The following is a 14670-nucleotide window of genomic DNA, read 5'->3' on the forward strand; positions in this document are numbered from 1 at the left end:
TTTTTTCATGTCGGCAAAGCAAGCTGCGCTGCGCTGACGCATGGATTGCCGGAACGGTGCAGTGCGGAAGACTGCGCGGCAGAGCCGCCGCCATCCCGGCTTAATGCCGGTTCGGGCGAGCTTCCGCCCATCTCGCCGATATCGAAATTGCGCAGGCGTGCTAATATCTCCAGTTCTTCGCGCCCAAGTATTCTTTACGCCCAAGTATTTTCGGTAACGTCTCTTGGGTGACGTCTGCATGCAAAGAGGAGAATTCAACTTAACGAAATAACAGGGAGGACAGATCATGGCTCGCATAAGTCGGCGTAAGCTTCTGAAGCTTTCCGGCGGTGGTGCAGTTGCGGCGAGGACTGGGGGACTGGCGTCAATCATTGCCCTGAAGCAGGCGCCCGCCTACGCACAGGCAACGACGATTCACTGGCTGCGCTGGAACGATTTCGTTCCTGCCTCGGACGAGTTGCTCCGCAAGGTGATCGTTCCCGAATGCGCCAAGGCGCTCGGCATCAAGCTCAACATCGAGATGATCAACGGCAACGACATCCAGGCACGCACCACCTCCGCGATTCAGTCCGGCACCGGTCCCGACGTGATCTGCGCGCTCAACAACTGGGCGCAGCTCTATCCCGAGAGCGTCGTCGACGTCAGCGATGTGGCGGAGGAGATCGGCCAGGCGCAGGGCGGCTTCTACGAGGAATCACGCGTCGTTGCCAACGACGGCAAGAAATGGATTGCGGTCCCCTGGTGCGTGCTCGGCGCGCAACTGGCGTACCGCAAGTCCTGGTTCGCGGAGATCGGGTACGAGGCGCCGAAGTTCCCGCAAACCTGGGAGGAATATCGCGAGGCTGGCAAGAAGCTGAAGGCGAAGGGCCGGCCGCTGGGGCAGACGGTCGGCCACAGCTTCGGCGACCCGCCGACCTATGCCTATCCGTATCTTTGGTCATGGGGCGGCAAGGAGGTCGAAGCGGACGGCAAGACGGTGACGCTGAACTCCAAAGCAACGGTCGATTCCGTCAACTTCGCCGTCGGCTTCTGGAACGACGCCTATGACGAGGGTGGGCTCGCCTGGGACGATACCAGCAACAACCGGGCCTTCCTCGCAGGCACGATCAGCTCCACGCTGAACGGCGCCTCGATCTATATCGAGGCCAAGCGCAAGCCCCAGGTCTATCTGACTGAAACCGGCACCCCGCTCTGGCAGGACATCCTGCACTCGCCGCTGCCCAAGGGCGCCGCCGGTCAGTTCGGCTATCACCTGCCGATGTCCAACATGCTGATGAAGTATGTGAAGGACCCAAAGCCCGGCAAGGAGTTCCTGCGCTGGATCACCTCCAAGCCGGTCTATCAGGCGTGGTTCGACTCGCAGCAGGGCTATTCCGTCGGGGCCACCACGGTTTGGGAGCAGGACAAGCTCTGGGACAACGACCCCGTGATGCTGCCATTCCGCACCGCGGCGCGGGCCGGGCGTTTCCCCGGCTACGCCGGTCCGGCCGATCGGCGCGCAGCCGAGGTGCTGAGCAAGTACATCATGGTTGACATGACCGCAAAGGCGATACAGGGCATGCCGCCGCAAGACGCGGTGAAATGGGCGCACGATGAGGTGGCGAGGATTTATGGCGCTTGAAGCCGCTTCTTCCGCGCGCTAGGTTTTGCTCTCTCGCCTCGGTGCTGTGGCCCGCGGCCGCAGTGCTCTGGCAGTCGCTCGGAGAATCGCGCGATGGCCGTCGACTATGTCGCCGCCGCCAAACCCTATGTGGCCGCGCCGCGCCGCGGGCCGGTTACGCGAGTTCTTGAGAACGAGCGCTGGTTCGCGTTCTTTCTGCTGCTGCCGACCGCGGTATTGCTCGGCCTCTTCATCGCCTATCCCTTCGTCAAGGGTGTGCTGCTGGCCGTGACCGACGCCAAGGTCGGCGTGCCCGGAAACTTCGTCGGACTGCAGAACTTCGCGGTGCTGATGAACGACAGTATCTTCCGCATCGCGGTCTGGAACACCATCCTCTACACGGCGGTGACGACCGTCTTCAAGCTGGCGCTCGGCTTGTGGCTTGCTCTGCTGCTCAACCGCCACTTTCGGGCAAAGGCCCTGACCCGGGCCTTCATCCTGTTGCCCTTCATCATCCCGACCGTGCTCTCGACCTTCGCGTGGAAGTGGATGTTCGATCCGACTTTCAGCGTCATCAACTGGACGCTCTTTCACCTCGGCATCATCCGCACCCGCATCAATTGGCTCGGCGACCCTCAACTTGCCCTGATCTCGGTGATGATCGTCAATGTCTGGCGCGGCGTGCCGTTTTACGCAATCAGCCTGCTCGCCGGATTGCAGACCATCAGTCCGGAGCTCGCCGAGGCGGCCGCGATTGACGGAGCGCGGCCCTGGCAGCGCTTCCGCTACATCACCTGGCCCTTGCTGCTGCCCGTCACCATGGTTGTGGTGCTGTTCTCGGTGATCCAGACATTCGCCGATTTCCAGCTCGTCTACATCCTGACCGGCGGCGGACCGGCCAACGCCACGCAGCTCTTCGCCACCTACGCCTATCAGATCGGCGTCGGCACGGGTCTGTTGGGCGAGGGCGCGGCGATATCGCTCGCCATGTTCCCGGTGTTGCTCGTCGTCGTCGTCGTGCAGCTCCTCTACATCCGACGCGTGGAGACACTCTGATGATAGAGGGCGCGCGCTGGCGTCGTTGGGTCTTCTTCAATCTCCCGCTCGCGCTGTTCGTGATCGGGCTGCTGTTCCCGTTCTATTGGATGATGGTGACGACGGTGCGGCCGGACGCCGAGCTCTATCGTCCCTGGATGGCGCCGAACTACACGCCGTTCTGGACGCTCAATCCGACCCTTGACCATATCCGGTATCTCCTCAACGAGACGCTGTTCAACAGGTGGATGCTGAACACCTTCTTCATCTCGGTGCTTGCCACATTGATCTCGCTGTTCTGCGGGCTCCTCGCCGGCTACGCGCTCTCCCGGCTCAAATTTCCGTTCGCCGGCAGCCTCGGCACTGGAATCTTCATCACCTATCTGGTGCCGCAGACGCTGCTGTTCATTCCGCTCGCCGATATCATCCGCAACTTCCGCCTCGGCGATACGCCATGGGCGCTCGTTCTCACATACCCCACCTTCCTCATCCCGTTCTGCACCTGGTTGCTGATGGGCTACTTCAAGGCGATCCCGCGCGAGCTCGAGGAATGCGCGCGCATCGACGGCGCGACCCGCTGGCAAGCGATGGTCTACATCGTCTTTCCGGTCGCCGTGCCCGGCATCCTCTCGGCCGGAATCTTCGCCTTCACGCTGTCGTGGAACGAGTTCATCTATGCCCTCGTCTTCCTGTCCTCGCCGGAGCAGAAGACGGTCTCCGTCGGCATCACCTCGGAGCTGGTCCGCGGCGACGTATTCTACTGGGGCTCGCTGATGGCCGGCGCCCTGCTCGGTTCGGTGCCGGTGGCGCTGATCTATTCCTTCTTCGTCGAGTACTACGTCGCCGGCATCACCGGGTCCGTCAAAGGGTGAGGCAAAGGGTGAGCCATGTCTCGGGTCATCATACGGAGCTTGAACAAGAGGTTTGACGGAGTCCATGCCGTCAAGGATGTCAATCTTGATATCCACGACAAGGAATTCGTGGTGCTCGTCGGTCCCTCGGGCTGCGGCAAAACCACGACGCTCCGCATGGTGGCCGGGCTCGAATCGATCACTTCGGGCGAGATCATGATCGGTGACCGCATTGTCAACGAGCTGCCGCCGATGGACCGCGACATCGCCATGGTGTTCCAGAACTACGCCCTTTATCCGCACATGAGCGTCTACGACAACATGGCGTTCGGCCTGAAGATGCGCGGGTTCGATCGCACCGAGATATCTAACCGAGTGAAGGCCGCAGCCGAAATCCTCGGCATAGAGGAACAGTTGCAACGCAAGCCGCGGCAGCTCTCCGGCGGCCAGCGGCAGCGCGTCGCCTTGGGCCGCGCCATCGTTCGGCATCCGCAGGTGTTCCTGTTCGACGAGCCGCTGTCGAACCTCGACGCCAAGCTGCGCATCCAGATGCGGGTGGAGATCAAAAAGATCCACGTCCGCCTCGGCACCACCGCGATCTACGTCACCCACGACCAGGTCGAAGCGATGACGCTCGGCGATCGCGTGGTCGTCATGAAGGATGGTCTCGTTCAGCAGGTGGGCGAACCGCTGGAACTCTACAACGAGCCCGCCAACCGTTTCGTCGCAGGCTTCATCGGCTCGCCAGCCATGAACTTCGCGACGGTGGAAATGGCTGATACCGAGGGTGCCCTCTGGGCCCGCCATGAAGGCATCCGCATCAAGCTGCCGGCCGCCATCGCGGGCCGGCTCCGGCCGCATGTCGGAGAGAATGTCACGCTCGGCATCCGGCCGGAGGATCTGCGCGTCGCATCCGGCAGCGAGGAGGCGGATCTCAGCTTCGACGCCGTGGTCGAGGTCATCGAGAAGCTCGGCTCCCAGATTCTTCTCGACGTCAGGGTCGGTCCCAACACGATGGTGGCCGCAGTCGAACCGACCGTCAAAGCGAAGGTCCACGACCGCCTTCGCCTCGCGCTGAATCCTGACCGGCTGTACTTCTTCGACCGCGTGTCGCAAGCGGCAATCTGATGTTGTGTGCCACCTCGTACACTGCTGGGTTGTAAGGACTATTCGCCGGATCGCCTTTGACAGGCTGGTGGTGAAACATGAAGGACGTACTCGTTTTCCTGTCTCCGTCGCGCAGAGATGACCTCTCGAGCGGAGCGCATTGTGCGATCGCCCTGGCTCGCATGTATGGCGCGCATCTATCTGCATTGATTGCAGATGTGGAGACCGACCTCCGCGACTCGCTGCCTGAACCGGACATTCGGCAAGTCGGGAGTCCTGCCGCCAGGTCAGCAACGTCAAGTGAACGGGTGGCACAAACGGCGGAGCTTGTTCAGTCCGCTGCGACGGCTGCAAACGTATCGTGTGACATTCTGCTGGCCGAAAACCAGTCCGTCTCGCTTCGCGAACGAATGATCCATTGCACCCAGGTGCACGACGTCCTGGTGATCGATGTGCGCGGACCACTTGATGCGCCTCGCAAAGAACTGGTCGAGGCCGCCCTGTTTGCGAGCGGTCGGCCAATTGTCTTCGTGCCACCAAACACCCCTGTGCTCGCAAAAGACCGGATTGTCGTTGCATGGGACGGAACACGCTCGGCAGTTCGTGCAGTGCACGACGCCTTGCCCCTTCTCGCTCAGGCGCGTGAGGTGCTCGTCGTATCGGTCATTGACGACAAGCTGTTTCCGATACCTCATTCCGGACACGCACTCTGCCGCTATCTGGCGCGGTGGCAGGTTGATGCCAAATTCAGCACGATCCAGCGTGAGACCCTGAACATTGGCGCGACCCTTCTGGCCCATGCGCAGCAAGCAGACGCGGATCTGCTGGTGATGGGCGCGTTCGCACATGGATTCGAGCGCGAGCTGATGCTCGGCAGCGCAACGCGAGACGTCTTCAACGGGAGGATCGAAATTCCCGTACTCTTATCGCACTAGAAGGAAACGCATCGATCCACTCTGCGAAAATCCAAGTCTGCGAAATCCAAGTCTTTCATCGAAAGGTTGCGTCTGAAGCTTCATCGCCTTGTTGCGCTGCAGCGGGCCGATCGACAGCTCTTGAACCCGGCCGCTGGAGCCGCCACCGCCCGCTTTTCAGATGCAGATCGAAGGCAAGGATCCGGCGGCACTTAACGTCAGCATCTGGACCCTCAACCGACATTCGGCGAGAGCTGGGACACCGTTTCGAGGCGCTAGGCGGCTGCCGGAGGGAACTTCGCAGCTCAAATCGAAACTTCTGCTCGCGCTTTTAGCAACAACCGAACGAGCAACACGTTTCGGTAGTCTCAAGGAAGGAGATCATCCATGAGACTGAAAATTGCTGCTGTTGCCTTCGCCGCGCTTGGTGGTGTCGCTCTCACCTCGACGGCGGCTTCCGCAATGCCAAATCGGATCACAAAGGCGAACGAGATCGTCTTGCAAACTTCAAGGATCCAGCAGGCGCGCTGGACCAGCGGCCCGCGCCACAGCGCCCGGCACTCGGGTCCGCGATGGCGTGCCGCCCACGCTTGGAATCCGCGCCGCGTGTCGCGTCCGGGATGGCGCAGCGCCAACGCTTGGGCTCCGCGCCGGGCGTGGGGTCCGGGATGGCGCGGCGCCTATGCCTGGAGCCCACGACCGGCGTGGTCTGCGGGCCCGGCGTGGGGCGCGAGCCCAGGATGGGGCTGGGGCGCGAGCCCGGGGTGGGGATGGGGCGCGAGCCCGGGGTGGGGATGGGGCGCGCGCCCAGGATGGGGCGTGAGCGTGGGATTTGGCCCGAGCGTAGGGGTGGGCTGGAACAGCGGGTGGTGGTGATAGGCGCATAGCGAAGCATCCCGTTGCTGGCGCGACCCGTTGGGCCAAGATCAATGCCAAGATCAATATGGGCGTGCAAGGCTGGCCTGCTTACGCCAGCGTGGACCGCACGACCAACACCGGAAGGCTTCGTCAAAGCTATCAAAGCGGCTAGTCGCACCAACAGCGAGGAGGGTCGTTCGTGGTTCTGCCTCGGAGCCGATCGTCAAAGCGAAAGTCCACGACCGGCTTCGCCTCGCGCTGAATCCCGAGCGGCTGTATTTCTTCGACCGCGTGTCGCAAGCGGCGATCTGAGGCTTTCGTAGTCTGCTCGGGATGGCGAGCTGGCGGCCGCGGTCTTGACTCTGCTTCCGACGCCTGCAATGTTGCGGTGCACACAATCTCCTGTGATTGGCATAGGTGTGCACCGATGCGCGAGGAGTTTCGCAGTAAATTCGAAGGTCTTCTTGCGGCGGCCAGAAAGAACGCGGCGTCCATTCGCGGGGCGCCCGCCCGCCGCCCGACACGGCTGCGAGAACTGACCGGGTTTGGAGCAAATCCCGGCAATCTCCGTATGTTTGCCTACGCGCCTGAGGACCTTCCGCCCAATAGGCCCGTGGTCATCGCGCTACATGGCTGCACCCAAACCTCCGCCGAGTATGATCACGGTACCGGCTGGTCATCGCTCGCCGATAGGCTCGGCTTCGCGGTCGTCTATCCGCAGCAGCAGCCCACCAACAATCCGAAGAATTGTTTCTCGTGGTTCTTGCCGGGCGACATCGCGCGCGGTCATGGCGAGGCGCTTTCGATCAGGGAAATGATCGAGCATGCCCTGATGAGATTTGCGGGCGATCGGGGCAAAGTATTCGTGACCGGCCTCTCTGCCGGTGGCGCTATGGCTTCTGTTATGCTCGCGACCTATCCAGAGGTTATTGCCGGCGGCGCCATCATCGCCGGGTTGCCCTATGGATGCGCCAGCAACGTTCAACAAGCATTTGAGGCCATGTTTACCGAGCACGGACATGCCACGCAGGCGCTTGGCGATCGCGTGCGGGCAGCATCCAGACATTCCGGGCCGTGGCCGAAGATCTCGGTATGGCATGGCTCCCGCGACCCGATCGTGAAGCCGTCCAACGGTGAAGACATTATTCGGCAATGGACCAGCGTGCATGGGCTTTCGGACAGCCCCTCGCATCAAGAATTCCTCGAGAGCCACAATCGGCGCGTATGGAGCGACGCAAATGGTGAGCCACTGATCGAGGCGTTTTCCATCCGCGGCATGGGCCACGGTGTGCCAATCGCGACGAAGATGGAAGAGAGTTGCAGCTTTGCCGGTGCATTTTTCCTGGATGTGGGAATTTCCTCTACGCATCACATCTCTCGCTTCTGGGGTTTGCATGAATCTCCGGTTGAAATGCCCCGTGCCGCGCCGACGTCAGCCACCATTCAGATGCCAACTGATGACCACGCCCTGCTCATTGCTGCAGCAGGTGCCGAGGGCACGCACGGTTCAGGCGGCGCCTCAACTGCTAATGATCGAGCCCAGCAGATGCGTCCGCCGCTCGACCCCAACACCATCATCGCGGCGGCCTTTAAAGCCGCAGGTCTCCCGGTTCCGGAGTTTCCCATCGCGCTGCCCGGCACGCCGCCGCGCGTTGCACCTGGCCCGATCATCACGGCGGCCCTGAAGGCCGCCGGACTGGTGCCGCGTTAATCCGACGTCGGCGCTCGCTCTTGTCGTGGATTGACGGGTCGGGCGTGGTCGCCAATTGGCCCTGAGCCGAATAACGTTTGAATCCGTCATCATATCGGCTGTCCGGGGCAGACCGGATATTGTGGTCGCGCTCGTGAACTGCAGCTCTGGATCCAGGCGCCGCAAATGTTTGTGTATTCGGCGACCGAAAGCGTCAGTTGGCGACAACTGGCGGCTGTTTGTGGCGCTATTGTTTCTTGAGCCATCCCTCGGCGATGTCATGCGAGCCCTCGGCACGCTCCTCCTCGAACGGGCTGGGGTTCGCCGGTAAGGCCTCTTCAACTGTCTGCTTCAGGCAGTTGGTAAACGGCCCAGGCTTGAGGCCGTTCCTGAAAACCAATTCTCCAGCGTGTAAGAACCTCATCGGTGCGAACGGGTTAATCGCAGATGCCTGAAGATGTTGAGGTCTTGGTTATCGGTGCCGGGCCAGCGGGTCTCGTGTCCGCGATCTACCTTGCGCGATTCGAGCGAAAGGTTCTGGTTGTCGATTCCGGTGAGTCTCGGGCGGCACTGATTCCGAAAAGCCACAATTTTCCGGGATTCGCACACGGAATTTCCGGTGCCGAATTGCTTGCGCGCATGAGAGAGCAGGTGGCCGCGCTCGGTGTTCGGCTGATCGACGGCAAGGTCGAGGCACTTGCGCGAGCCGGCAGCGGCTTTACTGCCACGGTCGGTCGCGCGAATATCCTGGTGTCGAAAGTCGTTCTCGCGACCGGTATCGTCGATCGGCAGCCTCCGATGAAGGATTGGGCCAGCGCGGTAGAGGAAGGTCTGCTGCGCTATTGTCCGATATGCGACGCGTTCGAGGCGCGCGCGAAAAGGATAGGGGTGATCGGCCCGCTTGCGCATGCAGCGAGCAAGGCGCTTTTCCTTCGTACTTTCACCACTGATGTAGTCCTCGTTCCGACCGATGACGCGCGTGAGGACGGGCTGGAGATGAAGCTGAAGCAGGCAACAATTGCCACCACTGCGCCACTCGCTCAGCTTAAAAAAGTCGATGGTCGATTAGCGGCTCGGCTGATCGATGGCACCTCAGTCGGGTTCGATGTTATCTATCCTGCGATGGGCAGCGAGGTCCGATCCGCCCTGTCACTTGCGGTGGGCGCGGATCATACGGCGGAAGGGTTTCTGATCGTGGACCAAAAACAGCAGAGCACGGTCCAGGGACTGTACGGAATTGGTGACGTCGTCAGTGACCTGCACCAGATATCGGTCGCACTGGGTCATGCTGCGGTAGCGGCATGCCACATCCACAATACACTGCCACCGAACTACGTGTAGTCGCCACCGCCTAGAAACGTTGCCGGATCGTGATGACTGTCTCGGCCGTCATCCATTGACCCGCCGAGCACGGCTAGGCCGAGCCTGAGCGGCAAGGGGAGTCCTGAGAGCGGCCAGTGATTTTCCTCGGTCCAGTTTCGGCGACCGATCGCGCAGGTAAAGGAACTGCCCGTCGAACAAACAATAGGACGAAGATCCGAACGCGAGCGAGCAGAAGAGGGCGCCTCCATTGGAAAGGACACGTGAAAAGCTCCTGGCCTGGGTAGAATAACCGGTTGCTGGTAAGAAACTATTTTAGCGTTCCCGACTTTGCTTTGCGAAGATCGTCTGATTCGCAGAGGTCGACTGTGAACAGAATCCTTAGGCCGGTTACTTACGTCTTCGCCGCCGTGTATTTCCTGGTGGATGCGGCGTTTTTGGCGCTGGCCAAGCCGATCTCAAACTGGATCGCTGACCACGTTCCGTTGAGACGACTACGGGCTTGGATCAGGTCGTTACCGCCTTACCCATCGCTTGCACTCTTTTCAGTTCCTGTGATTCTTCTGGAACCTGTTAAGCCTCTCGCCGCATATCTAGCCGCGACGGGGCAGTTTCTGAGCAGCGCTTTAACATTGATCACGGGCGAGCTGTTAAAGCTCGTGCTGGTAGAGCGTCTATTCAGTCTCACCCGAGACAAATTAATGAAGATCCCCGCATTTGCTTGGGTCTATGTCAGGTTCCAGCAAGCGAAAGCTTGGTTAGAAGCCACGGAGGCTTGGCGTACCATACGGTCGTTGAGCAGGGCGGCCCGCAACTACGCTGCACGTGTCAAAGCAACGATATGGTGCCACTTCGCCACTGTGGGGGGCGATAGAAATCGGAGCTAAATCCCTGGGCTACAGGTCCACAACTTGTCCGCCCAATCCGCGATTGTGGACCGGAGCTCGCGCGGACCCCGTGATTCCCTCCCTGGGCACCACTCCCCGGTCAAAGCAAGACGCTGCCGCACCTCCAGCCTTTGGCGGCGGCTTGGCGGTTGTCACGCTGGCCACGCCTCAGTGATGAGCCGAGACGCTCCTGACGCATTCGGACAGGAGATTGTCGCCAGACGTGGAATGGCTGACATCGCCGAGACTGAGGATGCCGACCATCCGCTTGCTCTTGTTGATCACCGGCAGCCTGCGGACCTGCAGCTTCTCCATGTGATGCATCGCCTTTGCGAGGTCATCGTCCTCGCGGCAGCAATGGATGCCTTCGGTCATGACATCGCGCGCCGTCGCGCGACGCGCATCGAAGTCGTTGCTCGCAAGCCCTTTGCAGACGATATCGCGGTCGGTCACCATCCCGATCAGCCGATCGTCCTCTCCGATCGGAATGCAGCCGATGTCGTGCCCCCGCATCAATTTCGCGAGTTCGGTGACGGGGGTGTCGGGGCTGACCCAGTCGACGCCCTTGTGCATCACGTCTTTGACTTTCATGGCGGACCTCCATTGCTGGATTTCAGGTGCACTTGATGCGCGCGACCAATCCTCAGTCGTGCGCGCTAAAGCGCCCATGCGGTGCGTTCGCCGTCAGGCGCGCAAACTGCTCATGCGTGAGATGAAGCAGGGTCTCGTGATCGCCGGCTTCCATATAGATTTCCGGCTGTGTCTCGATGCTATCGTCGACAATAATATCGAGCCCATAGCACTTGCCAATGGCCGGAACGGCGCCGAGTGCGCAGTCGCGGAACAGTCGATTGATTTCGGCTTCATTCGCCATATCGACATGATCACCGAGTGTCGCCCGCAGTTCCGACAGGCGGAGGTGGTGCGATGCCGGCACGACGGCGAGGATATATTCGCCGTCGCGTCGCAGCACGATGCCTTTGGCAAGACGGTCGCCCGAGATATGGCATGCTTCGGCCGTGCGAGTGGACGACATGCTCGGCTCGTGCTGGATCTCCTCGTATTGGATGTTTTCAGCGGCGAGGTATTTTTGCAGTGTGGGAGCGATGGACATGACGTGACCTCCGGTGCGGGTAGGCAAACCATCCGCCGTAAGGTCTTCCTGCCGAGCCTCGCCTTACGATGGGCGGCTGCGTCATTTATAAGGCCAACATATTCCTTCCATCCGCCAGCCGCAATTCTTCGTCAGTGACCGGGGTGCGATGCAACGCTTCCAGATTGGCGTTGGTATGCTCTCTGTCTTTGCCACCAACAGGCGATCGTCGCGGCGTACGTATCACCGATAAGGCAGCGTTCTTGGCCCAATTCTCGATCGCTCTGGCCCGGTGCAGAAGTCGCGAAAAACGCGGTTGGGTTGTGATCCTCTCGCAACACAAGAAACAATTCGGCTTATGATGCAACCATAGGTATTGCGGGCGGGGCTGGATCGTAATTGGATCAAGCTTTCTTCGACTAGCCTTATGAGAAATTTCAGCGTGTTCATTTCGAACGGGGGCATACTTTGTCAACGAAGGGCCGTTTTGCGCCTCTGATCGGCATTGTTCTCGCCGGATGCGGGACAGTGGTGCCCGACATTCAGGAATTCTGGGGAACGCCTAAGGATGCCGCGGACAAGGTCGAGCAGATCTCGTCCCAGGTCCTCTGCGAACTTCGGCGAGCGGTGCAGAGGGTTCTTTATGAGGACAAGCACCGTCCGGTGGTTTACAAGCCCGACCCCGCCGCTCCACCTATTCAAATCCAACACCTCGAATGGTTCGAGCACGGGTGGGGCGTTCAGGTCACCCTGAATTTGAACGTCGCCGAAAGTAGCGGCGTGTCGCCGGGGGTCTCGTTCATCAGGAGTTGGAGCAACTCGCAGTCGTTCGTGGCGGGGCTCGGAGGCAGCTTGAACTCGACCGCGACGCGCACGGATAAACTCAACATGTTCTTCACGGTGGAGGAATTGGCCAGTGGCTACCCCTCCATGAACCTTCCATGCATCGACGACCAGCCGCCCAAGGCGACTTTATTCATCGAGAGCGATTTGAAGCTCTATGACTGGCTCCATGCGGCCTTGTTGCCGAACCTCACCAACATCATCCCCTATCAAAACAGCAAGAGCGCCACGAACGTCATCCAGCACGAAGTCAAGTTCGAGATCGTCTCGAACGGAAGCGCTACGCCCGCATGGAAGCTCGTCGAGTTCACCGCCAACACGTCCGGAACGTTTCTTTCGGCGGGACGAGATCGGACGCAAGACCTCACGATAACGTTCGGACCCCTGGCCGAAGGTGTTTCCAGTACGGCCACGGCAAGTCACGCGCGCAATAACACGAGAGTCGCGCGAAACCGACAGCTCTCGACGCCGGCCGAGAACGCTCACCTCGCGGCGCAGATAGGACTTGCCGTAAGTGAATCTCTCAAATGAGCGGTTAACCTAGCCAGCGGAGACCTTCGATGCCTGACAATCGTACGGACCATCAACCGCCGATCCCGCGGAGCCCCAGAGCGGCAAGGCGCCTCGGCTACACGAAACAAACCGACGTGAAAAATCCATTGAGGGGTCTGAGCGAAGCTGCAAAAACCCGGATGGTCTTGGTCAGCCTCGCGCGGAGCGGTCAGCCGGCGCGATATTGCCATTGGGATCCCGAGAAGGGCGTCTGGGTGTGCAGCTATACGGACGACGGTGAGTAGAAGAGATCGCCGTTCGGCTCTTCCGATTGAAGCGGTCTCGCTCGCGACGGACCTTCGGCGCCTCGGCTTTATAGCCATGTGCCGCTTTCGGCATAATGAGCTGACAACCTCGCGCGAACGCTGGTGGTGCATCCAGTGAAGCGCGATGGCTCGCTGACCAGCGCCAATCCTGCTTCCCGTTACTTCGTCACCATCGCCCCCGTCTCCGGATGCTGCAGCCACCCAAGCACCGCCTCGTGGAATCGAGTCGGCGCCTGGATCTGCGGCGCATGGCCGAGATCGGGGAATTCGATCAGTTGCACGTGCGGGAAGCGCTTGGCGGCTTCCTTGCCGAGCACGGGATAATTGCCGAGCTTGGGGCGAACGTCCGGCGGCGCGAGGTCCTTGCCGATGGCGGTGGTGTCTTTGTCGCCGATCAGGAGCAGCACTGGCGCGGTGATGCGCTCGAATTCGTAGAACACCGGCTGGGTCGCGATCATGTCGTAGAGCCGCGCCGAACTCGATGCCACCGCCTCGCGTCCGGGACCGCGATACATGCCGGCCAGCATCTGCACCCAGGGTTCGTATGACGCGTCCCAGGTGTTGGCATAATAAGTCGCGCGCTCGTAGGCGCGAATGGTGTCGGCGGTCACGCGCTTCTCGCGTTCGTTCCAGCCGTCGAGGCTGAGCCACGGCACGCCCTTGGCTGCCCAGTCCTCCAGCCCGATCGGATCGACCAGCACGAGCTGATCGACGGCCGCCGGATACATCAGCGCGTAGCGCATCGCCAGCAAGCCGCCGGTCGAATGGCCCATGATCACCGAACGCTCGATGCCGAGTGACGCCAATAGCGCGCGGGTGTTGCCCGCGAGCTGGTGGAACGTGAACTGATAGCGCTCGGGCTTGCTGGATTTGCAGAACCCGATCTGGTCGGGCGCGATCACCCGATAGCCGGCCGCCGTCAGCGCCTTGATCGAGCCTTCCCAGGTGGCGGCACAGAAATTCTTTCCATGCAGCATCACGACGGTGCGGCCGTTCGGGTTCGACGGTTTGACGTCGAGATAAGCCATCTCCAGGTCCTGGCCCTGCGACGAGAACCGGTAGCGATCAACCGGGAAGGGGTATTCGAAGCCCTGCAATTCCGAACCATAGGCCGGCCCGTCATCGGCGGCGGGCGCCGGTGAACTCAGGCTCACAACGGTGGTCAATGCGAGACCGAACAGGGTGGCAAAACGGATCATCGGGCAATCCTGCGGATTGGAATGTCAGGCGGCCTCGGACTAACGCAGCACTGTGACGCTATCCAGAAGGCTTGCGATGATTTGTTTGTGATCGATCGGGAGATCGGCCGACTGCTCACGCCGTCATTGCGAGCGGAGCGAAGCAATCCATGGTCTCCACAAGCGGCGCTATGGATTGCTTCGCTTCGCTCGCAATGACGATGTGGTTGATTTCGGTGCGACAAATTAACTCGACGGGCAAATCAGCCGAAAGTCTGTCCACCCCTCGCGTGAAAAATATTCCGCTTTCGCCGTCGGGCAAATCAGTGATTTAACTCCGCGCGTCTCACGGCGGATGAGGGGCGGGTCGCGATCGTCACGAACGTTGCAGTGAGATGCGGTGGACGCTGATATCACGACTGACGAGCGTGACATCAGCGGACGGCGAAGTCGTGTGGTCCTGGCGCCCCGACGCT

Annotated in this window: 12 protein-coding genes; 8 read left to right on the forward strand and 4 right to left on the reverse strand. The window is 60.8% G+C overall.

The features are described from left to right. Nucleotides 1-286 precede the first annotated feature (286 nt). The 5 genes from ACZIRK_RS11160 to ACZIRK_RS11180 all read left to right on the forward strand — a co-directional run bounded on the left by ACZIRK_RS11160 (nt 287) and on the right by ACZIRK_RS11180 (nt 5528). On the forward strand, nt 287-1621 hold the full coding sequence (locus ACZIRK_RS11160) for an ABC transporter substrate-binding protein (RefSeq protein WP_130230221.1): 1335 nt from the start codon (nt 287-289) through the stop codon (nt 1619-1621). A 93-nt stretch (nt 1622-1714) separates the two neighbouring features. Beyond that, on the forward strand, nt 1715-2656 hold the full coding sequence (locus ACZIRK_RS11165; RefSeq protein WP_028168693.1) for a carbohydrate ABC transporter permease: 942 nt from the start codon (nt 1715-1717) through the stop codon (nt 2654-2656). Beyond that, nucleotides 2656-3507 carry a carbohydrate ABC transporter permease gene (locus ACZIRK_RS11170; RefSeq protein WP_130230223.1) on the forward strand — a complete coding sequence of 284 codons (852 nt, stop codon included), beginning with the start codon at nt 2656-2658 and terminating at the stop codon, nt 3505-3507. The genes ACZIRK_RS11165 and ACZIRK_RS11170 overlap by 1 nt, the downstream gene beginning before the upstream one ends. Before the next feature lie 15 nt (nt 3508-3522). Continuing rightward, nucleotides 3523-4614, forward strand: a complete 1092-nt coding sequence (locus ACZIRK_RS11175; RefSeq protein ID WP_028168695.1) for an ABC transporter ATP-binding protein — start codon at nt 3523-3525, stop codon at nt 4612-4614. Nucleotides 4615-4691: 77 nt separating this feature from the next. Next, nucleotides 4692-5528 (forward strand): universal stress protein, encoded by an 837-nt coding sequence (locus tag ACZIRK_RS11180; RefSeq protein WP_463327361.1) that lies wholly within the window; start codon nt 4692-4694, stop codon nt 5526-5528. A 347-nt stretch (nt 5529-5875) separates the two neighbouring features. Here ACZIRK_RS11180 and ACZIRK_RS11185 read toward each other — a convergent pair whose 3' ends face one another. After that, nucleotides 5876-6142: a hypothetical protein gene (locus ACZIRK_RS11185; protein ID WP_463327362.1), complete on the reverse strand. Its 267-nt coding sequence runs from the start codon at nt 6140-6142 to the stop codon at nt 5876-5878. 650 nt (nt 6143-6792) lie between these two features. On the opposite strand from ACZIRK_RS11185, the gene ACZIRK_RS11190 reads away from it, so the two are divergent. Then, on the forward strand, nt 6793-8076 hold the full coding sequence (locus ACZIRK_RS11190) for an extracellular catalytic domain type 1 short-chain-length polyhydroxyalkanoate depolymerase (protein WP_463327363.1): 1284 nt from the start codon (nt 6793-6795) through the stop codon (nt 8074-8076). Nucleotides 8077-8502: 426 nt separating this feature from the next. After that, nucleotides 8503-9396 carry an NAD(P)/FAD-dependent oxidoreductase gene (locus ACZIRK_RS11195; RefSeq protein ID WP_130230886.1) on the forward strand — a complete coding sequence of 298 codons (894 nt, stop codon included), beginning with the start codon at nt 8503-8505 and terminating at the stop codon, nt 9394-9396. Nucleotides 9397-10430: 1034 nt separating this feature from the next. On the opposite strand, the gene ACZIRK_RS11200 is transcribed toward ACZIRK_RS11195, so the two are convergent. Beyond that, complete coding sequence (locus ACZIRK_RS11200; protein ID WP_130230890.1) at nt 10431-10853, reverse strand: CBS domain-containing protein; 423 nt, start codon at nt 10851-10853, stop codon at nt 10431-10433. A 52-nt stretch (nt 10854-10905) separates the two neighbouring features. Continuing rightward, nucleotides 10906-11376, reverse strand: a complete 471-nt coding sequence (locus tag ACZIRK_RS11205) for an aminoacyl-tRNA deacylase (RefSeq protein WP_028165041.1) — start codon at nt 11374-11376, stop codon at nt 10906-10908. 447 nt (nt 11377-11823) lie between these two features. Between ACZIRK_RS11205 and ACZIRK_RS11210 the strand changes: the two genes are divergently transcribed. After that, nucleotides 11824-12729, forward strand: a complete 906-nt coding sequence (locus ACZIRK_RS11210) for a hypothetical protein (protein WP_474417852.1) — start codon at nt 11824-11826, stop codon at nt 12727-12729. A gap of 445 nt (nt 12730-13174) precedes the next feature. Here the strand turns inward: ACZIRK_RS11210 and ACZIRK_RS11215 are convergent, their stop codons facing one another. Further along, complete coding sequence (locus tag ACZIRK_RS11215) at nt 13175-14215, reverse strand: alpha/beta fold hydrolase (protein ID WP_130230894.1); 1041 nt, start codon at nt 14213-14215, stop codon at nt 13175-13177. Nucleotides 14216-14670: the final 455 nt, after the last annotated feature.

Source organism: Bradyrhizobium sp. Leo114 (assembly GCF_055229415.2).